At 65.0% G+C, this 21,303-nt stretch carries 22 protein-coding genes; 14 read left to right on the forward strand and 8 right to left on the reverse strand.

All coding sequences use genetic code 11. The annotated features are described in order from the left end of the window. The first annotated feature begins 123 nt into the window (after positions 1-123). Positions 124-1,368 (forward strand): polyhydroxyalkanoate depolymerase, encoded by a 1,245-nt coding sequence (gene phaZ / locus B552_RS0108475; protein ID WP_019448573.1) that lies wholly within the window; start codon positions 124-126, stop codon positions 1,366-1,368. A 100-nt stretch (positions 1,369-1,468) separates the two neighbouring features. Here the strand turns inward: phaZ and B552_RS0108480 are convergent, their stop codons facing one another. Further along, positions 1,469-2,104 (reverse strand): TetR family transcriptional regulator, encoded by a 636-nt coding sequence (locus B552_RS0108480; protein ID WP_019448574.1) that lies wholly within the window; start codon positions 2,102-2,104, stop codon positions 1,469-1,471. A gap of 195 nt (positions 2,105-2,299) precedes the next feature. Between B552_RS0108480 and rsxB the strand changes: the two genes are divergently transcribed. Both rsxB and nth read left to right on the forward strand, forming a co-directional pair. After that, positions 2,300-3,130 carry an electron transport complex subunit RsxB gene (gene rsxB, locus B552_RS0108485; RefSeq protein ID WP_019448575.1) on the forward strand — a complete coding sequence of 277 codons (831 nt, stop codon included), beginning with the start codon at positions 2,300-2,302 and terminating at the stop codon, positions 3,128-3,130. Further along, positions 3,127-3,771 (forward strand): endonuclease III, encoded by a 645-nt coding sequence (nth, locus tag B552_RS0108490; RefSeq protein ID WP_019448576.1) that lies wholly within the window; start codon positions 3,127-3,129, stop codon positions 3,769-3,771. Before rsxB ends, nth begins: the two co-directional genes overlap by 4 nt. A gap of 22 nt (positions 3,772-3,793) precedes the next feature. Here nth and B552_RS0108495 read toward each other — a convergent pair whose 3' ends face one another. After that, entirely contained in the window at positions 3,794-4,423 is a 630-nt protein-coding gene (locus tag B552_RS0108495; RefSeq protein WP_019448577.1) for a TetR/AcrR family transcriptional regulator, read from the reverse strand. 74 nt (positions 4,424-4,497) lie between these two features. On the opposite strand from B552_RS0108495, the gene B552_RS0108500 reads away from it, so the two are divergent. From B552_RS0108500 to B552_RS28345, 4 genes are all read left to right on the forward strand, one after another. Continuing rightward, the gene (locus tag B552_RS0108500) at positions 4,498-6,015 is read left to right on the forward strand and encodes an NAD(P)/FAD-dependent oxidoreductase (protein WP_019448578.1); all 1,518 of its coding nucleotides are present in this window, start codon (positions 4,498-4,500) and stop codon (positions 6,013-6,015) included. Continuing rightward, a complete protein-coding gene (locus tag B552_RS0108505) occupies positions 6,012-6,977 on the forward strand; it encodes an alpha/beta fold hydrolase (RefSeq protein ID WP_019448579.1) in 966 nt (321 codons plus the stop codon). Before B552_RS0108500 ends, B552_RS0108505 begins: the two co-directional genes overlap by 4 nt. A gap of 28 nt (positions 6,978-7,005) precedes the next feature. Continuing rightward, positions 7,006-7,731, forward strand: coding sequence for a Coq4 family protein (locus B552_RS0108510; protein ID WP_019448580.1), 726 nt, complete (start codon positions 7,006-7,008; stop codon positions 7,729-7,731). Positions 7,732-7,832: 101 nt separating this feature from the next. Then, entirely contained in the window at positions 7,833-8,510 is a 678-nt protein-coding gene (locus B552_RS28345) for a DUF1120 domain-containing protein (RefSeq protein WP_083860260.1), read from the forward strand. A 66-nt stretch (positions 8,511-8,576) separates the two neighbouring features. Here B552_RS28345 and B552_RS0108520 read toward each other — a convergent pair whose 3' ends face one another. Next, positions 8,577-9,164, reverse strand: coding sequence for a malonic semialdehyde reductase (locus tag B552_RS0108520; protein ID WP_019448582.1), 588 nt, complete (start codon positions 9,162-9,164; stop codon positions 8,577-8,579). A gap of 87 nt (positions 9,165-9,251) precedes the next feature. Further along, on the reverse strand, positions 9,252-10,190 hold the full coding sequence (locus B552_RS0108525) for a DMT family transporter (RefSeq protein WP_019448583.1): 939 nt from the start codon (positions 10,188-10,190) through the stop codon (positions 9,252-9,254). Between the two features lie 111 nt (positions 10,191-10,301). On the opposite strand from B552_RS0108525, the gene B552_RS0108530 reads away from it, so the two are divergent. Further along, positions 10,302-10,733 carry a DUF1841 family protein gene (locus B552_RS0108530; RefSeq protein WP_019448584.1) on the forward strand — a complete coding sequence of 144 codons (432 nt, stop codon included), beginning with the start codon at positions 10,302-10,304 and terminating at the stop codon, positions 10,731-10,733. 155 nt (positions 10,734-10,888) lie between these two features. Next, entirely contained in the window at positions 10,889-12,208 is a 1,320-nt protein-coding gene (locus B552_RS0108535; RefSeq protein ID WP_019448585.1) for a phospholipase A, read from the forward strand. A 93-nt stretch (positions 12,209-12,301) separates the two neighbouring features. Here B552_RS0108535 and grpE read toward each other — a convergent pair whose 3' ends face one another. Continuing rightward, complete coding sequence (gene grpE / locus B552_RS0108540; protein ID WP_019448586.1) at positions 12,302-12,847, reverse strand: nucleotide exchange factor GrpE; 546 nt, start codon at positions 12,845-12,847, stop codon at positions 12,302-12,304. A 283-nt stretch (positions 12,848-13,130) separates the two neighbouring features. Here grpE and B552_RS28350 point away from each other — a divergent pair, with 283 nt between their 5' ends. Next, a complete protein-coding gene (locus B552_RS28350; RefSeq protein ID WP_026035459.1) occupies positions 13,131-13,286 on the forward strand; it encodes a hypothetical protein in 156 nt (51 codons plus the stop codon). 55 nt (positions 13,287-13,341) lie between these two features. On the opposite strand, the gene B552_RS0108550 is transcribed toward B552_RS28350, so the two are convergent. The 3 genes from B552_RS0108550 to hrcA all read right to left on the reverse strand — a co-directional run bounded on the left by B552_RS0108550 (position 13,342) and on the right by hrcA (position 16,207). After that, on the reverse strand, positions 13,342-13,737 hold the full coding sequence (locus B552_RS0108550; RefSeq protein ID WP_019448588.1) for an RNA-binding S4 domain-containing protein: 396 nt from the start codon (positions 13,735-13,737) through the stop codon (positions 13,342-13,344). Positions 13,738-13,816: 79 nt separating this feature from the next. Continuing rightward, positions 13,817-14,932: a ferrochelatase gene (gene hemH / locus B552_RS0108555; RefSeq protein ID WP_019448589.1), complete on the reverse strand. Its 1,116-nt coding sequence runs from the start codon at positions 14,930-14,932 to the stop codon at positions 13,817-13,819. A gap of 228 nt (positions 14,933-15,160) precedes the next feature. Further along, positions 15,161-16,207 carry a heat-inducible transcriptional repressor HrcA gene (gene hrcA, locus B552_RS0108560; protein WP_019448590.1) on the reverse strand — a complete coding sequence of 349 codons (1,047 nt, stop codon included), beginning with the start codon at positions 16,205-16,207 and terminating at the stop codon, positions 15,161-15,163. 101 nt (positions 16,208-16,308) lie between these two features. On the opposite strand from hrcA, the gene B552_RS0108565 reads away from it, so the two are divergent. The 4 genes from B552_RS0108565 (at position 16,309) to mprA (ending at position 21,272) form a co-directional block, all read left to right on the forward strand. Beyond that, positions 16,309-17,226 carry an NAD kinase gene (locus B552_RS0108565; protein WP_019448591.1) on the forward strand — a complete coding sequence of 306 codons (918 nt, stop codon included), beginning with the start codon at positions 16,309-16,311 and terminating at the stop codon, positions 17,224-17,226. 63 nt (positions 17,227-17,289) lie between these two features. Continuing rightward, positions 17,290-19,074 (forward strand): DNA repair protein RecN, encoded by a 1,785-nt coding sequence (recN, locus tag B552_RS0108570; protein WP_019448592.1) that lies wholly within the window; start codon positions 17,290-17,292, stop codon positions 19,072-19,074. A gap of 38 nt (positions 19,075-19,112) precedes the next feature. After that, entirely contained in the window at positions 19,113-19,538 is a 426-nt protein-coding gene (locus B552_RS0108575; RefSeq protein WP_019448593.1) for a hypothetical protein, read from the forward strand. Between the two features lie 108 nt (positions 19,539-19,646). Further along, the gene (mprA, locus tag B552_RS0108580; RefSeq protein WP_019448594.1) at positions 19,647-21,272 is read left to right on the forward strand and encodes an MprA protease, GlyGly-CTERM protein-sorting domain-containing form; all 1,626 of its coding nucleotides are present in this window, start codon (positions 19,647-19,649) and stop codon (positions 21,270-21,272) included. Positions 21,273-21,303: the final 31 nt, after the last annotated feature.

Genomic DNA, 21,303 nt, shown 5'->3' on the forward strand with positions numbered 1-21,303 from the left:
CCTATTGTCTTCCGCGCTTGCAGGCTTAACGTATTGGCATATGTTGCAAAGCACGATCGTTCGATTGCATGCATAATCGTTCGCAACAATCGCACGCAACCAGAAAGGCAGACAGGTACCAGCATGCTTTATCAACTGCATGAATTCCAGCGTTCGATGCTGAACCCGCTCACCGCGTGGGCCCAGGCGACCGCCAAGACATTTACGAATCCCCTCAGCCCCCTCTCGCTGGTTCCCGGTGCACCGAGGCTGGCAGCAGGCTACGAACTGCTGTACCGGCTGGGCAAGGAATACGAGAAGCCGGCATTTGACATCAAATCCGTCCGTTCGAATGGCCGCGACATCCCGATCGTCGAACAAACCATCCTCGACAAGCCGTTCTGCAAGCTCGTGCGCTTCAAGCGCTACGCGGACGATCCCGAGACCATCAAGCTGCTCAAGGATGAGCCGGTGGTGCTGGTCTGCGCGCCGCTGTCCGGCCACCACGCCACGCTGCTGCGCGACACCGTGCGCACGTTGCTGCAGGATCACAAGGTCTACGTGACCGACTGGGTAGATGCGCGCATGGTCCCCTTGGATCACGGCAATTTCCATCTGTCCGACTACATCTATTACATCCAGGAGTTCATTCGTCACATTGGCGCTGAAAACCTGCATGTGATCTCGGTGTGCCAGCCGACCGTGCCGGTGCTCGCCGCGATTTCGCTGATGGCATCGGCCGGCGAAAAGACGCCGCGCACGATGACGATGATGGGCGGCCCGATTGACGCGCGGAAGAGCCCCACCTCAGTCAATTCGCTGGCCACCAACAAGTCCTACGAGTGGTTCGAGAACAACGTCATCTACACGGTGCCGGCCAACTACCCGGGCCACGGCCGCCGCGTCTATCCGGGCTTCCTGCAGCACGCCGGCTTTGTGGCGATGAACCCGGACCGCCACCTGTCATCGCACTACGACTACTACCTGAGCCTGATCCAGGGCGACGCCGACGACGCCGACGCACACGTCCAGTTCTATGACGAGTACAACGCCGTCCTCGACATGTCGGCCGAGTACTACCTCGACACGATCCGCGAAGTCTTCCAGGAGTTCCGCCTGGCCAACGGCACCTGGGAAATCGACGGCGCGCCGGTGCGGCCGCAGGACATCAAGGGCACCGCACTGCTGACGGTCGAGGGCGAACTGGACGATATCTCCGGCGCCGGCCAGACCGCCGCCGCGCATGAGCTGTGCGCGGGCATCCCGAAAACCCGCAAGCAGCACCTGAATGCGGCCAAGTGCGGCCACTACGGGATTTTCTCGGGCCGCCGCTGGCGCGAGGACATCTACCCGGAACTGCGCGACTTCATCCGCAAGTACAGGGCCTGACCCGGTACGGCACGGCAAAAAGCAAAAACGCCCGCGATGACCTCGCGGGCGTTTTCGTTTGATGGATTGCCGGACTGCTCAGCGGCGGATCAGCGCCGGGTCAGCGCCGGGTCAGGTATGACAGCAGCATGTCCATATGCAGATCGGCAAAGCGCGCGTGCTCTTCTTCGGAAGCCACGTCGCGGCCGATTACGGCGCTGATCGTATAGCGGTTCGACAGCACGTAGTAGCCCAGCGCAGAGATCGTCAGGTAGACCTGCGGCACGTCGATGTTGTCGCGGAACACGCCCTGCTTCTGGCCGCGCTTGATGATGTCGGCCAGCACATCGACCACCGGATTGACGAGCTGGTGCAATTGCGCCGATTTCTTCAGGTGCCGCGCCTCGTGCAGGTTCTCGCTGTTGACCAGGCGAATGAACTCCGGATGCTGGTAGTACCAGTCCCAGACAAAGCGCGCCAGCGTTCGTACCGCCGCAACCGGATCCTCGTCGGTGATATGCAGTTGCGATTCGTCCGCGCGAAACTCCGCATACTGTTTTTCAAGCACCGCCAGGAACAGGCCTTCCTTGCTGCCGTAGTAGTAATACAGCATGCGCTCGTTGGTCTCGGCACGGCGGGCAATCTGGTCGACACGCGCGCCGGCCAGTCCGCCCTTGGCAAACTCCTCCGTGGCGGCGGCCAGGATGCGTCGGCGCGTGCCTTCAGGATCCCGCTTGGTTCTTGGCTCGGTTGACATGAATTCCCAGTCTGTGAGTGGCGCGGATTATGGCACACAGCAATTAGTCTTCACCCCCGCTCCTCCCCGAACGGGTGATGCACCGCATCATCGCTTTTTCTGGCCCGGGATGAAATCGGGGATAATCCTTGCCGCGCACGCGCCCGCCAGAGGCGTGCATCATTCCAGTCGTCCCCTGAAATTCGTTTCGCAGTCGTGACTACCACCCCCCGAGCCGTCGACAGCGACGCCGCCAGCCTGGCGGATCGCCTTGAAGCCCTGCTGCCGCAAACCCAGTGCACCAAGTGCGGGTTCAATGGCTGCCGCCCTTACGCCGAAGCCATGGCACGAGGCGAAGCCGCAAGCAACCGCTGCCCGCCGGGCGGTGCCGAGGGCATCGTGCGGCTGTCATCCGTGCTCGGCGTCACACCGCAGCCGCTCGATCCCGAACGTGGCGTGGAACAGCCCCGCGCGGTGGCCCGTATCGATGAATCGCTCTGCATCGGCTGCACGTTGTGCATCCAGGCCTGCCCTGTCGATGCCATCGCCGGCGCGCCCAAGCAGATGCATACCGTGCTGCCCGACTTGTGCACCGGCTGCGACCTCTGCGTGGCGCCCTGCCCGGTCGATTGCATCGACATGATCCCGGTCACTGGCGACAAGACAGGCTGGGCCGCGTGGTCGCAAGATCAGGCGGACGCTGCCCATCGCCGCTACGCGGCACGTGGCATTCGACTGGTGCGTGAGCGCGAGGAGAACGATGCACGGCTTGCGGCCAAGGCCGCAGCCAAGCTCGCGGCGCTGCAGGCGGAATCCGCGGCATCAGTGGCGGAGCAGGAAGCCCAGGCACGCAAGAAAGCCATCATCCAGGCCGCGATCGAACGCGCGCGCCAGAAGCAGGCCGCCGCCAAGCCGCGCAACACCGAGGACGTATCTCCTGCCGTACAGGCGCAGATCGATGCGGCCGAAGCGCGCCGCGCCCGGCTGGGCCTCACGCCGGGCAAGGCTGAAGACGACGAGAACGACAACAACGATCCTTCGACATGAACTCCGCCAAGTGCCGCGCGATCTTCGAAACCCTGCGTGAGGTCAATCCGACTCCGACCACGGAACTCGAATACAGCTCGCCGTTCGAGTTGCTGATTGCGGTACTGCTGTCCGCGCAGGCCACCGACGTCGGCGTCAACAAGGCCACCCGCCTGCTGTTCCCGGTCGCGCATACGCCGGAGCAGATCCTGAGGCTGGGCGAAGCAGGCTTGATCGAGTACATCAAGACGATTGGTCTCTACAAGACCAAGGCCAAGCATGTGATGGAGACCTGCCGCATCCTGGTGGAGCGGCATGGCGGCAAGGTGCCGCCCGTGCGCGAGGCGCTGGAGGCCCTGCCCGGCGTGGGCCGCAAGACTGCGAACGTAGTGCTGAATGTCGCGTTCGGCCACCCGACCATTGCCGTGGATACGCACATCTTCCGCGTATCGAACCGCACGGGCCTGGCTCCGGGAAAGAACCCCGATGCCGTCGAACAGAAGCTGCTGAAGGTGGTGCCGAAGGAATTCCTGCACGATGCGCACCACTGGCTGATCCTGCACGGGCGCTATGTATGCAAGGCGCGCAAGCCCGAGTGCTGGCACTGCGCGATCGAGCCGCTGTGCGAATTCAAGGAAAAGACGCCGGCTCCAAAGCCGTAGCGCCCCAACTGGCTAGAACTGGCTAGGCCGCCGGCGAGCGCTTCAGCACCAACGCAAGCTGCAGCGCCGTCGCGGCAACCGTATCGACATCGGGCGCATAGCCATGCCGAATCCAGTACAGCGCCACATGAATGATGCCGCCCGCCACGCCGGCCAGCAGCATCGGATCGGGCTCCTCGCCCTCAGGCAGCAGCACACGCGCCAGCAGTCCGCCGAAATCGCGCAACGACTGCCCTAGCGCCTCATCCACCAGCTTGCTGACGCCGCGAATCTCCACCAGGAAGACGCGCGCGGAGCGCGGCTCGCACTGCAGCGTCCCGAAATAGGTGCGCAGCATGGCCATCGCCCGGTGCTCGCCATCGCCGCCGGCTTCCTCCCCTGCCAGTTCGATCTTCTGCAGCAACAGGTCCGTAACCGTTTCAAACGATGCCAGCAGCAGCGCCTCGCTGTTGGCGAATGACTCGTAGAAATAGCGCTCGGTCAGGCCGGCTGCCTCGCACACGGCCTTGACCGTGGCGCTCTGGTAGCCACGCTCGCCGTAGACCTGCACGGCAGCGGCAATAAGCTGGCCGCGGCGCTGGGCGCGCCGCTCGTCGGCTTCGGCGCCACGGTAGCGGCGCGCGGGGGAAAGCTCGGTAGTCATGCGCGCCATTATGACATTCCCTATTGTCAGATTGCTTCTGACAATCTATGTTGTCAGAAACGCAACTCAACCGGCTTCCCGTCATGACCGCCCCCACTTCCGATGACGCAGTCCTTGATGTCCTGATCGTAGGCGCCGGCCTGTCCGGCATTGGCGCCGCCAGACAGTTGCAGCAGCGCTGTCCCGGCAAACGCTATGTGATCCTGGAGGCCCGGGAGGCCATGGGCGGCACGTGGGACCTGTTCCGTTACCCGGGCATCCGCTCGGATTCGGACATGTACACGCTCGGGTATCGGTTCAAGCCATGGCGGGGCGCCAAGGCGATTGCAGACGGCCCGTCGATCCTGTCGTACATCCGCGAGACCGCCGAGGAAGCGGACATCCCGCAGCACATTCGCTACGGCCACAAGGTCGTCAGCGCGGCCTGGGACACCACCACGGCCTGCTGGACGATTGAAGCCGAGCGCACCGCCGACGCCAGCCGCGTGCGCCTGCGCGCACGTTTGCTCTATGTCTGCGCCGGCTACTACAGCTACGCCGAAGGCCATCGCCCGACATTCCCCGGCGAGGAAACCTTCCGGGGCCGCATGGTGCACCCGCAGTTCTGGGACCCATCGCTCGATTACACCGGCAAGCGCGTGGTGGTGATCGGCAGTGGCGCCACCGCTGTGACGCTGGTACCGGCGATGGCGGAAAGCGCGGCCCATGTGACGATGCTGCAGCGTTCGCCGACCTACATCGTCACGCGTCCCGGCCAGGACGCCATCGCCCACAAGCTGCGGCGCATGCTGCCGGAACGGTTGGCCTATGCGGCAACACGCTGGAAGAACGTGCTGCTCGGCATGTTCTTTTTCCAGCTTGCGCGTCGCAGGCCCGAGAAGGTCAAGGCGCGGATGATCGACATGGCGGCCGCGCAACTCACGCCCGGCTATGACGTCGGGACCCATTTCACGCCGCGCTACAAACCATGGGACCAGCGCGTCTGCCTGGTGCCCGATGGCGATCTGTTCCGCGAACTGCGTGACGGGCGCGCATCGATCGTCACCGACACCATCGAACGCTTCACCGAGGACGGCATCGTGCTGACCTCCGGCAAGACGCTGCCGGCCGATGTCGTGGTGGTGGCCACCGGCCTGAAGCTGAACATGCTTGGCGATATTGCCGTCACCGTGGACGGCCAGCCGCGTCGCCCGGCCGAACTGATGGCCTACAAGGGCATGATGCTCAACGACGTGCCCAACCTCGTGCTGGCCTTCGGCTACACCAATGCCTCGTGGACGCTCAAGGCGGACCTGACCGCCGAGTACGTCTGCCGGCTGCTGCGCTACATGGATCGACACGCATACCGCTTTGCCGTGCCGCACGTCGACCCTTCGGTGCAGACCATGCCATTCCTCGACTTCTCCTCTGGCTACGTGCAACGGGCCGCCGGCGTGCTGCCCCGCCAGGGCGACCGCCGGCCATGGCGCGTCTACCAGAACTACATCATGGATATGCTGACCATTCGACACGGACGCATTGCCGACGGCGTGCTGCAGTTCGACAAACCGCGCGCCGCGGACCTGCCGCAGGAAGACACGATGGCCGAGGTGCAGCCATGAACGCCCTGCTCACGGTAGTCATTGCCGTCGTCGCGCTGCTGGCGCTGCTTGGCATCGCCCTGTTCCTGTTCACGTGGCGCACGAACCGGAAGATTGAAACCGCAATGCCGCCGGCCGGTCGTTTTGTCGATGTCCCCGGCGCGCAGCTGCATGTCGTCGAACGCGGCCAGGGCCCTGCCGTACTGCTGGTGCACGGCCTGTCCGGCCAGCTCGGCAATTTCGACTACGGCATGATCGAGCCGCTGGCGCGCAACTTCCGCGTGGTGGCGATAGACCGGCCCGCCGCGGGTTACTCGACGCGCGAGCCTGGCGCCGCCGCCGACCTGCCGGCCCAGGCCAACACGCTGGCCGCGCTGATCGACAAGCTCGGCCTGGACAAGCCGCTGGTGGTAGGCCACTCGCTCGGCGGCGCGATTGCACTGTCATTGGCGATCCACCACCCCGAGCGCGTGGGCGGCCTGGCCCTGATCGCCCCGCTGACGCACCCGCCCGAGCACATTTCGCCGGTGTTCCAGGCCATGACGCTGCCGCGCGCTTTGCGACGGCTGCTGGCGTGGACGCTGCTGATTCCGATGTCGATCAAGAATCGCGAACAGGTGATGGATCTCGTCTTCGGCCCCGACCCCGTGCCCGATGACTTCGCCACGCGCGGAGGCGGCCTGCTGGCGATGCGGCCCAGCCATTTCCTGGGCGCATCCGAAGACCTGCTTGGCGCCGCGCCAAGCCTGCCGCCGCTGCTGCCACACTATGCAAAGCTGGCGATGCCGATCAGCATCCTGTTTGGCCGCGAGGACCGCATCCTCGACTACAAGGCGAATGGCGAGGCTTTTGTGGCCAAGGCGCCCGGCGCCAGGCTGACATTGGTCACCGGAGGGCATATGCTGCCGGTTACCGCAGTCGATACCAGTGTGGATTTCGTGCGCAACGCGGCGATGCGACTGCGCACGCCCGTGACCGCCTGACCCGATCGTCCGACCAAGGAGCCCAACGATGGCCACTTCGACCGGTTACAACCCCTACAAGCGGGACCTTCCCACGGCTTTCGACGCCATCCGCAAACTGCTGGCGGACGGCCACGACACTGAGCAGGTATTCCGCATCATGCGGGCACTCAATGGCCCGTCAATGCCGAAAAACTACGCCCGCCTGCTCAGTACGCCCGAAGGCCGGCGTCTTGCCTACCGGCGCGACGAACTGGCCGAGCGGCTCTGCGATCCTGCATATATCGCCAGCTTTGCGCCGGGAACGGTCGGTGCCACGTACCGCGCCTTTCTCGAGAAGACCGGCTATAGCGCGGACGGACTGGCCAAGGTCTCGAACCTGAACCAGGAGCCAGTGGTCGAGGACGCGTTCATGTGGTTCGGCCGGCGTACGCGCGATATCCACGACATCTGGCACGTGCTGACCAGCTACCGCGCCGACGAAAGCCTTGGAGAAGCCGCGCTGGTGGCATTCAGCTACGCGCAGACCGGCGGCAAGGGCTGGGCCTTCATCGCCATCGCGGCCGCCCTGAAAAGCTGGCGGCTGACCCACAACCTGGCCTTTGCACGCGCGGTGCTTGAGGGCTACCGCCTTGGCAAGCGGGCGAAGTGGCTGCTGGCCGAAGACTACGACGCGCTGTTGAACGAGCCGCTGGAAGCGGCGCGCGAGCGGCTTGGCATCGCCGTGCCGAAACGCTATCTGGCCTGCAACCCAGTGGCGGAGTGGACGGCTTGACGTGCGGGACTGACTCGATTTAAGCAAACTCCGATTACTCGCGTTCGGTCGCAATCCTAAGCTTCAGCTATTCAAAGCTGAACCAAATAGCCGAGGCCGTCATGAACGCTACCTACAGAATTTCTATAGCCACACTAATCGCTGGGATCTCATTCGGTGCTCTCGCTGCGGAATCCGCTGATCTCGCCGTAACAGGGACGATTCGACCATCGGCGTGCAACGTCGCACTATCCTCAAACGGTGTTGTCGATTACGGCACAATTTCTGCGTCCACACTGAACGAAAGTACATCCACGCAACTCCCGGACGTTCAGTCCACACTGACCATCAGTTGCGACGCGCCCACGCGATTTGCCGTAGGCACCGTCGACAATCGGGCTGGTACTGTGGCTAACAGCGCGTTGATTGGGGGCCAGGCCGCCATCGTGCATCAGGGGCTCGGCGCCGTAAATGGAACGAATATTGGCGCCTACCAGGTAAACTTCGGCAACACTGCGACGGCAGACGGTGGCAACGCGCCAACAATCTACGCGCAGGGTGGAACCACCGGAACCTGGACCGTGGCATCGACACTAGGACGTGCCGTCGGGCTGTCTTCGATCTCGGGCCTCCGCTATTTCAGCTGGGCGGAAGCAGATGGCGCGACACCTTACGCTTACACTACTGTGGTCCAGCCGCTGACCATCCAGACGGGGATCATCGGCCGGACTTCGCTGCCGGACATGACCAGCGGCATTCCGCTCGATGGCTCTCTCACAATCTCGCTGTATTACCTCTAAAACACGAAGCCTCCCCAACAAAAAAGCGACCTCAATGGGTCGCTTATTTGTTGGGTACAGCCGAATTCAAACGATGCGGGCGGCTTCGTCGAACGTCAGGCGCGGGCCGCGCGGGAACAGCTTGTCGGCTTCGCCGTAGCCCAGGTTCACCAGGAAGTTGACGGCCCACTTGCCATCGGGGAAGAACGCGGCGTTGACCTTGTCGGCATCGAAGCCGCCCATCGGGCCGCAATCCAGGCCCAGCGCACGCGCGGCCAGGATGAAGTAGCCGCCTTGCAGCGAGCTGTTCATGAACGCGTCACGCGCGATCTTCTCGTCGTTGCCGGCGTACCACGAGCGGGCGTCGGCGTGCGGGAACAGCTTCGGGAGCTGGTCGTGGAAGTTGCGGTCGAACGCGATGATCGCGGTCACCGGCGCCGAGCGCGTCTTGTCGACGTTGCCGGGCGACACGCATTCAACCAGACGGGCCTTCTCGGCTGCCGACTTCACGAACACGATGCGGGCCGGCGAGCTATTGGCAGCGGTCGGGCCGAACTTCATCGCTTCGTAGATCTGCTTCAGCAGCGCATCGTCCACATGCTTGTCTTGCCACACGTTATGCGTGCGGGCTTCGGTGAACAATTGTGCGAGAACTGCCTGATCAACGGACTTCATTGCGCGTTTCCCCGTTTCTGTAATGAAAGAAAGCGCGATTGTACCCAAGCGTGCGTGGTGCGCCCACAAGTGGTTTGACGAACCCGTTCAATTCCGTTCGTCGGAGGCATCGGCCGGGGGCGATCCGCTGGCACGGCGTGTCAGCCAGAGCACACCAGCCAGGATCAGGCCGCCGCCGACAGCCTGTGTGGTGCCGATATGCTCGCCGAGCAGTGCAGCAGCAAGCACCACGGTCACCACGGGTTCCAGTGTCGATAGCATCGACGCCTTGGCGGCGCCAAGCCGCTGCAGGCCGGCAAAGAACGTCAGGATCGCCAGCACGGTGGAGACCAGTGCAATCGCCAGCAGCGCCAGCCAGCCGCCTGCACTGGATGGAAACTGCGGAGGCACGCCCGCGGCTGTGCGCACGATACCCAGCGTCACGTAGACCAGCGCCGCCGCCGTGCAAATGACCGTGGTTGTCGCGATCGCATTGACGCCAGCCGTCACGCGTGCGCCCACGACGATGTAGACCGAGTAGACCACTGCGGCAGCCACGCCGAGTGCGATACCCAGCGGGCTGCCCTGCCCGCCGCCCACGGTCAGCCCGGCGCCAACCGAACACAGCACCAGCGCGATCACGGCTGGCGTTGTCAGGCGTTCCTTCAGGAAAACCGCCGCCAGGATCGTCACGAACAACGGGTAGAGATACAGCAGCAGCGCCACCAGGCTGGCCTGCGCGTAGTTCAGCGCGGTGAAGAAGCAGAACGATTGTGTGACGTAGCCGATCCCTCCCATCGCGGCCAGCGCCAGCACGCGGCGCCACGGCGGCAAGCGGATCCCGCGCGTGCGCATCACCGAGCCCATGGCAATGGCGGCCAGCAGGAAGCGCACGGCCAGCAGGCCATAGACATCGGCCCCGGCAGCGTAGGCAAAGCGCGCGAAGATGGCCATGGCGCCGAAAGCGCTGGCTGACACCGCAATCAGCAGCACGCCCGCGAGCTTGTCGCGGGCGTGGCCCAGGGAACCGGTGGCGGAAGCTGTCATCGGAAGAAAATTTGCGGAATATGGAAACAGGTGTGGACGGCCCCCGCATTCTACTGATCTCCAGGCGCCTGCCGACACAGCCGCGACTGCTGCACTACAATAGCGGCCATCATGTTCAATCCCTCAAGAGAAGAAGTCCGCCGGTTCTTCTGCGAAGCCTGGCAGAAGCGCGTCGCGGGCAACATCCTCACGCCGCTTGAAGCGATCGCGGTCGACTGGATCGACCAGCATCCCGAGTACCAGTCCCTGCTGACCGATACCGAAGTTGCGCTCACGCGCGACTACACGCCCGAAGGCGGCCAGACCAATCCGTTCCTGCACCTGGCAATGCATCTGTCGATCTCCGAACAGGTATCGATCGATCAGCCGCCGGGTATCCGGGCAGCGTATGAAGCGCTGAGCCGCAGGCTGGACTCGCCTCACGAAGCCCAGCACCAGATCATGGAAGCACTCGGCCAGATGCTCTGGAACGCGCAGCGCACGGGCATGCCGCCGGACGGGCAGGCCTACGTCGACGACATCATGCGCCGCGCGGCCGGCTGACCCGCGGCAGGCTGCGCCCAGCATCCCAGTTAGCGAACAAATCGTCACATGTCACGCGTGAGGCGCGTGATACGCTTGCGCCATCGCAACTCTTGTCGCGTCCGCGTCACCGGAACGCAGTCGATAGTCTGCCGGTGCGGTGCGCAGTGCCCCCAATGCCTCGTTCCGTGCCAGGCCGATCCGCCCGCCGCAATCCGGCTGCCCCGCTGGTGAGCGTGCTGGCCTGTTCGGCCATCCTGCTCTGCCCGCTGGCGGCCCACGGATCCGTTTCCGTGCTGCAACCGCCGCGCGTGATCGACGCCACCGGCCCGCTGACTTTGACGCTGCTGGTCACCGGCGACCAGGATCTGCGCCGCTACGCCGTGCCCGAAAGCCTCGACGTGACGGCCTCGGGCGATCTGGCTGCACCGGCTCGCATGACGCTCAAGCGCGTCGGCACTGGTCCTGCCATCCTGAACCTGCGGCGCGGAGAAAATCGCACGATCAACTATCGCGGTGAATGGCCGGAGGGATTGCGCGGACAGGTACGCCTGGACATCATCGGCATCGATGCCGCACCCGTGCTGATCACGCTGAACCGGGCGCCCGGGGAAACACCTGCCACGGTCACGGCCCCAGTGGTTGCCGGGGCGCCTGCGGCACCGAAAGCGTCCGCACCTGCTGCGACATCGGCACCCCCTGCCGGCAATGCCCCACCGGTCACGCCAGTAGTATCAGCGGCCAGCCCCAGCGCGCCCGTTCCGGCGCCAGCCGATCTGCGCGACGCGCAACGGCTGTCGTTCAACGACCCGATGTACATCCTGTTCGGCGCCCACGATGGCGCCAACGCCAAGTTCCAGATCAGCTTCAAGTTCCGCATCTACGAGGGCAAGGACCCCGGCTCGAAGCGCTTTATCGACAATCTCTATTTCGCCTACACGCAGTTCTCGCTGTGGGACCTCCACAGCCCGTCGAAGCCGTTCGAGGACACCAACTATCGGCCTAGTCTGTATTACTACCTGTCCGATACCGGCGTGAAGAACAGTGTCATCAGCCGGCTGTCGATCGCGTCCGGCTTCGAGCACGAATCCAATGGACGCGGCGGCACGGATTCGCGCAGCATCAACACGCTGTTCGTGAAGCCGACGATGTACTTCGGCGACCAGAACGACTGGCACTGGCGCGTGGCACCCAAGGTCTATGCGTACCTGGAGAAGAGCGAGAACGAGGACATCGCACACTATCGCGGCTACATGGACCTGAACCTGGCTTACGGGCGGCCGGACTCCTGGGAATTCGCCGCCACGCTGCGCAAGGGCACGCAGAAGACCTATGGCAGCGTCGATGCACAGGTCACCTACCCGCTTGCGCGGCTGGTACCGGGCACGGCAGGCTACCTGATGCTTGGCTACTTCTACGGCTACGGCGAAAGCCTGATCAACTACAACCAGAAGACACCGTGGCAGGTCCGATTGGGCTACGCGCTATCCCGCTAGCGGCCTGCCGCCGGCCTTGAGCCGCCTCCGCTGAAAAACGAAAACGCCCGGTGCCAACGGCCCGGGCGTCTTGCCATGCTCGAATGCTGCCGATCAGCGCGGCGCCGAAACGGTCACCAGCGCGGGGCGCAGCACGCGGTCCGCAATCATGTAGCCGCGTTGCAGCACATTGACCACCGTGTTCGGATCCTGCTCGGATGGCACCATCGAGATCGCCTGGTGGCGGTGCGGGTCGAACTTCTCGCCCACCGGGTTCAGTTCGACGATGCGGCCACGCTCGAAGGCGGCGGCAAGCTGGCGCGCGGTCAGTTCCACGCCTTCGCGCAGCTTGGCAAGGTCGCCGGTGGCGTCGGCCAGCGCAGCCTGCAGGCTGTCCATCACGGGCACGAGGTTGTCGGCGAAGCTTTCGATGGCGAACTTGTGCGCCTTGGTCACTTCGTCCTGCGAGCGGCGGCGGATGTTCTCGCCCTCGGCCGTGGCGCGCAGGAACATGTCGTAGTGTTCCTTCGCCTTGGCTTCCAGTTCGGCCACCTGCTGCGTCAGGCGGGCCACCTCGTCGCCGGCTTCCGGCGCCTGCGCACGGGCGGCATCCTCGGCCGTCTGTGTATTGGGAGTTGGCGTCTGGTTCTGTTCTTCCATGTCGATTCGTGTCAAATCAAAAACTCGGCCCGCGCTGGCGGCAGGCCGTCGGGTAGGTCGGGTGTCAAACCGGCAAGTCTAGCCGCACTTGGTGTCGACCCCGATTTTTTCAAGTGTGGAGGTTCAGAGACGCAGAAATACGTCGTTACAAAGCGCTGCGCCGTGAAATCGTGCCGTCATTGCTTTGCTGCATCGCACACACTAAGATTCAGTTAATAAAAAATGTCAAAAGTAACGGGAGCAAGAGGTGGATCATTTTGATGCATCCCTCGGAAGGCTCGCCATGCACAAGCTGCCAGTTGTCGCCCTCTGCCTGATTGCCGCACTCTCGGCCATGACGGCCTTTATCTGCCTTTCCGATACGGTTGCTCCGCGAGACACCGAGTATGGCAGTGGCAAGGCCGTATTCAAGCATTACCTAGTCCAGTACGTCCGCTAACCTGCGTCACAGTGCCGGCCGGAGCATTCTGCCCCGGCTGGTTGCAATCTCCGCTTCACCCCCTGAAGTCATCGATTCGCCGCCGGTCCCGCTTGGTCGGCCGACCCTGCATTTGCGCGGTCGGCTCGTGTTGGTAGCGGCGCCGCTCCGCCTCTGCCTGGCGCTGCGTCTGGCTTTCCGCGGTCTCGGCATAGAGTGTCTGGGCGACCGGCGCCGGACCGCGTGACGCCGTTACCCCCTTGACCACCACCTCCCAGCGCTGCTGGTGCGCTTCGAGCACCACCGTATCGCCGGGCTTGACCTCGCGCGAGTTCTTGCACGGCTGTCCATTGACGCTTACGCGCCCACGCTCCACCGCCTCGGCCGCCAGCGAGCGCGTCTTGAAGAATCGCGCGCACCACAGCCATTTGTCGATGCGCAGGCGTGCATCGGGTTCGAAATCGACTTGCATGGTTACTTTCCGTTACGGCCCCTTCCGCCTTGGGTGACCTCAGGTGACCTCGGGCGGCCTCAGGTGACCTCGGGCGGCCTCAGGCCGCCGCACCGCGGGCCTGCGCGCGGCTGCGCCGTGCCTCCAGTTCATGTGGATGCGGATTCTGCAGTGGCCAGCCCTGCAGATGCTGCAGCGCAATGTCTGCCAGGCCGGCGATCCATGCCTCGGCATCGTTGAGGCATGGGATGAAATGGAAGTCCTTGCCACCCGCCACGCGGAACTCAGACTGCCCCTCCATGGCGATTTCTTCAAGTGTCTCGATACAGTCGGCGGGGAAACCGGGGCAGAACACGTCCACACGCTGCGTCCCGACCTTGCCCAGTTCAGCGAGCGTTGGCGCCGTATAGGGCTGCAGCCACTCTGCCTTGCCGAAACGCGACTGGAATGTCACCTGATACTGGCCCGGCTGCAGGCCCAGCGCTTCGCCGAGCAGGCGGCCCGTCTTCAGGCATTCGCAATGATAGGGGTCACCCAGGTCCAGCAGGCGGCGCGGCAGGCCGTGGAACGACAGGATCAGCTTGTCGCCGCGAGCAAAGTCGGGCACGCCGTTCCGGGCCCAGTAGGCGCTCACCTGCTGCTGCAGGGCCGAGATATAGGCAGGATGGTCGTGAAAGTGCTTGATTAGCCTTATCTCGGGCTGATTGCGCCACGTCGACAGTACGCGGAACACTTCGTCGAACGCGGTGGCGGTGGTCGTGCCCGAGAACTGCGGGTAAAGCGGCAGCAACAGGATCTGTTCGGTGCCCTGGCGGCGCAGCGCCTCCATGACAGATTCGATCGACGGATTGCCATAGCGCATGGCGCAGGCCACGGTCACGTCATGCCCGAGCTTCTGCATCAGCAGTTGCAGCGCGTGCGCCTGGCGTTCGGTGTAGACCAACAGCGGCGAGCCTGTCATGTGCGCCTCGCGCAGCCAGATCGACTCGTACTTCATCGCCGACGCCCGCGAGCGGAACGGCAGAATCAGTCCATGCAGTATCGGCAGCCAGGCCAGGCGCGGGATCTCCACCACGCGCGGGTCGGACAGGAACGCCTTCAGATAGCGGCCCACCGCCTTCGGCGTGGGCTCGTCGGGGGTGCCGAGGTTGATCAGCAGGATCGCGGTGCGCGGCGGCTGGCCGTGCTGGTATGCCGGTTCAGGCGAAAACGTCATAGGGTTTCCGTTGGGACTGCCGGGGACGCTGGACAATCAGACGACGGCCGCCAGAATTATTGTGAAACGGCCTCTTGGGACAGACACGCCTTCTGTATCGATAGTTCGTGGCTTGGAGCCGCTAACAGAACGAAGCGAAGCGGTTCTGGCTAGGCGCGCGGCCGCAGACAGTACAAGTGGTCTGGCCAAGGCCGCGCAACGACGCCAGAATCGTTCTGTTAGCGGCTCTCAAGTCTGGCTGAGTGCGCTGGACAGCAGCCGTGCGGTGATGTCGACAATCGGAATCACCCGCTCGTAGGCCATCCGCGTGGGGCCGATCACGCCTAGCGTGCCGACGATCTGGCCGTCCACTTCGTACGGCGCCGTGATCACGGCCATGTCCTCGATCGGCACAAGCTGGCTTTCGCCGCCGATGAAGATCTGCACGCCCTGCGCGTGGCTGGATACATCCAGCAACTGCAGCAGGCTGGTCTTGTGTTCGAACACGTCGAACAGGCGGCGCAGCTTGTCCATGCTCGACGAGAGGTCTTCCACTTCCAGCAGCTTGCGCTCGCCGGAGATGAATACCTGCTCGTTATCTTCGGCCATCGCACTGCTGCCAGCCTCGACCGCGGCCTGCATCAGCGCGGACATGTCGCGGCGCAGGTCCTGCAGTTCCACCCGCAGATGGGCGCGCACGGCGTCGAAGCTCATGCCCGCGTAATGCGAGTTGAAGAAGTTCGCCGCCTCGATAAGCTGGGCCGGCGTATATGCCAGTTCGGTCTGGATGATGCGGTTCTGCACGTCGCCTTCCGGGCTGACGATGATCAGCAGGATGCGCTTGTCCGACAGCCGCATGAATTCCACCTGCCGGAACGACTGGGCGCGCCGCGGCGTCATCACCACCCCGGCGAAGTGCGACAGGTTCGAAAGCGTATGTGCCGCCGCCGTGATCATCCGCTGCGGCCCGAACTGCTGGCTGCCCAGTTGCCCCTGGATCTGGCCGGTCAGGTCGGCCAGCTCGGCGGCCAGTTCGGGCGCGCGCTCCAGAGGCCGTGCCGTCAACATCGTGTCGACGAACAGCCGGTAACCGCGCGGCGTGGGAATGCGGCCCGCAGATGTATGCGGGCTGGCGATTAAACCCATCTCCTCGAGGTCCGACATCACATTGCGAATGGTGGCCGGCGAGAGATCGAGACCCGAAAACTTCGACAGGGTGCGCGAGCCCACGGGCTGCCCTTCGGCGATGTATCGCTCGATCAGGGTTTTGAGAAGCTTTTTTGAACGCTCGTCCATGATGCCCCGATTTTAATCAAACTTTGGCGGTTCCGGCGCCACCGGGAGCACCTCCCGGCCCAATGCTGGCAACGGTCACGCCGGTATGTTCTAATCCCGGCATGTCTGCCCCCCAAAAGACCGGCGCCCCGCGCCCCCCGTTCAAGACCGTTGCCCTGGTGGGCCGGTATTCGACCGCCGGTATCGAAGGTCCGCTGGAAGAGCTCGCATCCTGCATTTCCCGTAACGGGCAGGATGTGGTGTTCGAGCGCGAGACCGCGATGGCCACCGGCCTGACCGGCTACGCCGTGCTGACGCCCGACGAAATCGGCCGCGAAGCCGACGTGGCGGTGGTGCTGGGCGGCGACGGCACGTTGCTGGGGCTTGCCCGCCAGCTGGCCGGCCGCAATGTGCCGGTGATCGGCGTGAACCACGGCCGGTTGGGCTTCATGACCGACATCCCGCTGGACGACGTCACCACGACGCTGCCCGAGATGCTCTCCGGCCGGTACGAGTCCGAGACCCGCATGCTGCTGGAATCGCGGGTGATCCGCGACGATGCGGTGATTTTCTCCGCGCTGGCCTTCAACGACGTGGTGGTGAACCGTTCGGGCATTTCCGGCATGGTCGAACTGGCCGTCTCGGTCGACGGCCATTTCATGTACAACCAGCGTTCAGACGGCCTGATCGTATCCACGCCCACCGGCTCCACCGCCTATGCGCTGGCCGCGGGCGGCCCGATCCTGCATCCGACGCTGTCCGGCCTGGTGCTGGTGCCGATCGCCCCGCATGCGCTGTCGAACCGGCCGATCGTGCTGCCGCACGATGCCGAGGTCACCATCGAAGTGGCCAGCGCGCGCGATGTCAGCGTCAACTTCGACATGCAGTCGCTGGCTTCGCTGCTGCCCGGCGACCGCATCGTGGTGCGCCGTTCGGACAAGACCATCAGCCTGCTGCACCCGGTGGGTTACAACTACTACGCCACGCTGCGCAAGAAGCTGCACTGGCACGAGTACCCGACTGAAGACAATCGGCTCTGACCGGCCGACGCTCAGACGCTCCCACGCCCAGACATTCAGCCCAATCCCCGTCCTTCACCCACGATGCTGCGCAGCCTTTCGATCCGCGAATTCGTCATCGTCGACACGCTCGACCTCGACTTCTCGGCCGGCTTTACCGTATTCACCGGTGAAACCGGCGCGGGCAAGTCGATCCTCATCGATGCGCTGGCCCTGGTGCTGGGCGAGCGCGCCGACGCCGGCGTGGTCCGCGAAGGTGCCGCGCGCGCCAGCGTCAGCGCCACGTTCGGCACGCACGCGGCACTGGATGCCTGGCTGGCCGAACGCGAGCTGGCCGGCGACATGGAAGACGATGACGGCGGCACGGTGCTGCTGCGCCGGACCGTCGATGCCAGCGGACGCAGCAAGGCCTTCATCAATGGCGCGGCCGCAACGCTGGCGCAATTGCGCGAGGTTGGCGACCAGCTCGTCGACATCCACGGCCAGCATGCCCATCAGTTGCTGCTGCGCCCCGACGCGCAGCGCCAGTTGTTCGACGCCCACGCGGGGCTGACCGAGCAGGCCGCCGCGGTGGCCGAGGCCTGGCGCGTCTGGCGCGCCTGCGTCAAGCAGCGCGAGGCCGTCGAACACCAGTCGCGCGAGATGCAGCTTGAACGCGAACGGCTCGAATGGCAGGTCGGCGAACTCGAGAAGCTCGCGCCGCAGACAGGCGAATGGGAAGAGATCCAGGCCGAGTACAACCGGCTGTCGCATGCGGCGGGGCTGATCGACGGCAGCCGCGCGGCGCTTGACGCGCTCTCCGAATCTGACGGCGCAGTGACATCGGTGCTCAACGGCGTGGTGCACAGGCTGCAGCAACTGGCCGATGTCGATCCCGCGCTGCGCGATGTGCTGGCCGCGCTGGAACCGGCTTTGGTCCAGGTCGAGGAGGCCGCGCACTCGCTGAACCGCTACGTCGACCGACTGGAACTTGATCCCGAGCGGCTGGAGGCCGTGGAGGAGCGCATGCAGGCGCTGCACGCCACCGCGCGCAAGTACCGCCTGCCGCCCGAGCAACTGTCCGACGAACTGCTGGCGCGGCGCCAGCAGCTGGAGGATCTTCAGGCCGCGCAGGACATCAACAAGGTGCTGGCCCGCGAAGCCGCGGCACGCGCCGCCTACCTGACGCTGGCGCAGCACCTGTCGGGCGCGCGCAAGGATGCCGCCAAGGCGTTGTCCGCCGCGGTCACCGATGCAATGCAGGGCCTGTCGATGGCGGGCGGCGCGTTTGCCGTGGCGCTGAACCCGCTCGAAGAAGGCCAGAGCCACGGGCTCGAGCAGATCGAGTTCCTGGTGGCAGGCCACGCGGGCGTCAGTGCCCGGCCGCTGGCCCGGGTGGCATCGGGTGGCGAACTGGCACGGATCAGCCTGGCAATCTCGGTCATCACAAGCGAAGCCGCGCCCACGCCGACACTGATCTTCGACGAGGTCGATACCGGCATCGGCGGTGCGGTAGCCGAAGTGGTCGGGCGCCGCCTGCAGGAACTTGGGCGCTCGCGCCAGGTGCTCTGCGTCACCCACCTGCCGCAGGTGGCCGCGCAGGCTGGCACCCATCTGCTGGTCAGCAAGGAAACGAGCAAGGAACCAGCCAAGGACGGCGGCAAGGGAGCGGGCAAGGCGGGCACCCCGGTGACACGTTCGCGCATCCGGGTGCTCGACGAGGGTGGCCGCGTCCAGGAAACGGCGCGTATGCTTGGCGGCGCCACGGTCACTGCCACCACCATGCAACACGCCGAAGAAATGCTGGCACAGGGTGCCCGTGCCGCGCTGGCTGCCAACGCCCCGCGCGAACCTGCCGGCAAGCGCCCGCCGCGCCGTGCGGCGGGCTAAGCGCGACACACCGTGGATTACACAGGAGTTTGAAACCGATGACCCATGGCAAGCTGCCATTGATCCCCCGCCGCATCGTCGTGGCGACCTTTGCCGCACTGGCGGTGACCGCCGTGTCGGGCTGCGCTTCGGAGTCGAAATCGTTCGCGCCGCCGCCCGGCAGCATCACCGACGACCGCGCGATCGGCGACATCCTGGTCAAGTTCGCGCCGCCCGAAGTCGTGGTGTCGGAAGACGCAGGCAAGCTGCTGGCCGGCATCGAGGGGCCGGTGCGCTATGTGGTCAAACGGCCGATGTCGGGCGGGGTCTGGCTGGTCACTGCGATCACGAAGTCACCCGACGTCACACTCGACCAGGCCGTGGCAACGCTGCAGGCCGCACCGCGCGTGGAATCGGCCACGCCGGACCGGATGCTGAAGCCGCACCGTACGATGCCCCCCAGCCGGGACATGCCGCAGCAGTAACTGCCGCCATCGCCTAATCTTGATCCGTCGGCCCAGCAGTAGATCAGCAGTTCGCATCGCCGGTTAGCGTCAGAAGTCCGCATCCACACCCCACAACGGGAGGCGACGATGCTGTACACGTTTCTGAAGTCCCGGGCCACGGCCTTGGTGCCTGCCTCGGTGGCTGCCGCGCTGGTTGTCCTCGGCGCGACGCTCGGTCCCGCCGTTCCCGCGCAAGCCGCTACCGCCCTGGCGGTGCGTCCCCCGGTCTATACGGGCAACTACATCGTGCGATGGCGCGACGGGAGCCAGACCGTCAACACGCCTGCCGACACCTTGCGCATCCGCAACGTCGAATCCAATACCGGGCTCACGCTGGCGGTCAAGCGCCCGATGGCCGGCACCCTGCAGTTGATTACCGTGAAGGACAGCCGGGGCGACGACCCCGAAACCGTAGCCAGGCGGCTGCGCGATGACCCCCGCGTGGCCGATGCGGTGCCCGACCGCTGGCTGCGCCTGCACGACACAATTCCGAACGATCCCGAATTCGCCGCCAACCAGACCTACCTGGGCCCGCCCTCGCAGGTGGTCGGCGGCGTCAATCTGCCCAAGGCGTGGGATCGCACGCGTGGCAGCAGCAACATCGTGATCGCGGTGGTCGATACCGGCTTCCTGCCCCACCCTGACCTGGCCAGCCGCATCATCCCCGGCTACAACTTCGTGTCGTCAAACGGCGCCGCCCGCAGCGGCGATGCCACGGACACTGGCGATTTCGTGCCAAGCGGCACCACCTGCCCGGACGGCACGGCCGGTCCGCAGCCCAGCAGCTGGCACGGCACGCGCGTGGCCAGCGTACTTGGTGCGGTGACCAACAACGGGCTCGGCATTGCTGGCGTCGACTGGACGGCACGCATCCAGCCGGTACGTGTGTCGGGACAATGCGGTGCGCTGCTGTCCGACACCGTCGATGGCATGCGCTGGGCCGGTGGCCTGAGTGTGCCGAACGTAGCGAACAACCCGACCCCGGCTCGCGTGGTCAATGTCAGCCTTGGCGGCGGAACTTGCTCCAGCATCGAACAGCAGGCCGTCAACGACCTCAACGCGGCCGGCGTGATCGTGGTGGCAGCCACTGGCAACTCGGCGGGTGCCGTGGAAGCGCCCGCGGACTGCTCCGGCGTCGTTGCGGTGACCGCACATGCGAACGATGGCGAGAATGCCAGCTTTGCCAACGTCGGTCCGCAGGTCACGCTGAGCGCGCCGGGCGGCGGCTGCGGCAATTCGAAAGTGGCCACGATTCTTGGCGTGGTTACCTGTACGGCACCGGGTGGCCAGTCGTTTATCCGTACGCTATCGAACGATGGCGCGACAACCGTCGGCAACTACACGATCGTCAACTCGCAGGGCACGAGCTTTTCCACGCCCATGGTGTCAGGGGTGGTGGCACTGATGCTGTCGCTGAACGGCTCACTCACGCCGGCGCAGGTCACGACCGCGCTGAGGAATTCGGCGCGCCCGCACCCGGCTAACACGTTCTGCACGACTGGCAACAACGCTGGCTCGTGTGGCGCAGGCCTGCTCGATGCCGATGCGGCACTGACGGCGGCGGTCAATACAACCGCGGCCCCAGCCCCGGCCCCGAGTTCGGGCGGCGGTGGCGGTGGCGGCGGAGCGTTGGCACCGTGGAGCGGGGCGTTGCTGCTGATAATCGGCCTGGGAGGATTCGCGACGCGGCGCCGGACGTTGAAGCAAGCGTGAGCGCATGACGAGCGCTTGCCCTCTCCCCCGC

Source organism: Cupriavidus sp. BIS7, assembly GCF_000292345.1.
Taxonomy (GTDB): Bacteria; Pseudomonadota; Gammaproteobacteria; order Burkholderiales; family Burkholderiaceae; genus Cupriavidus.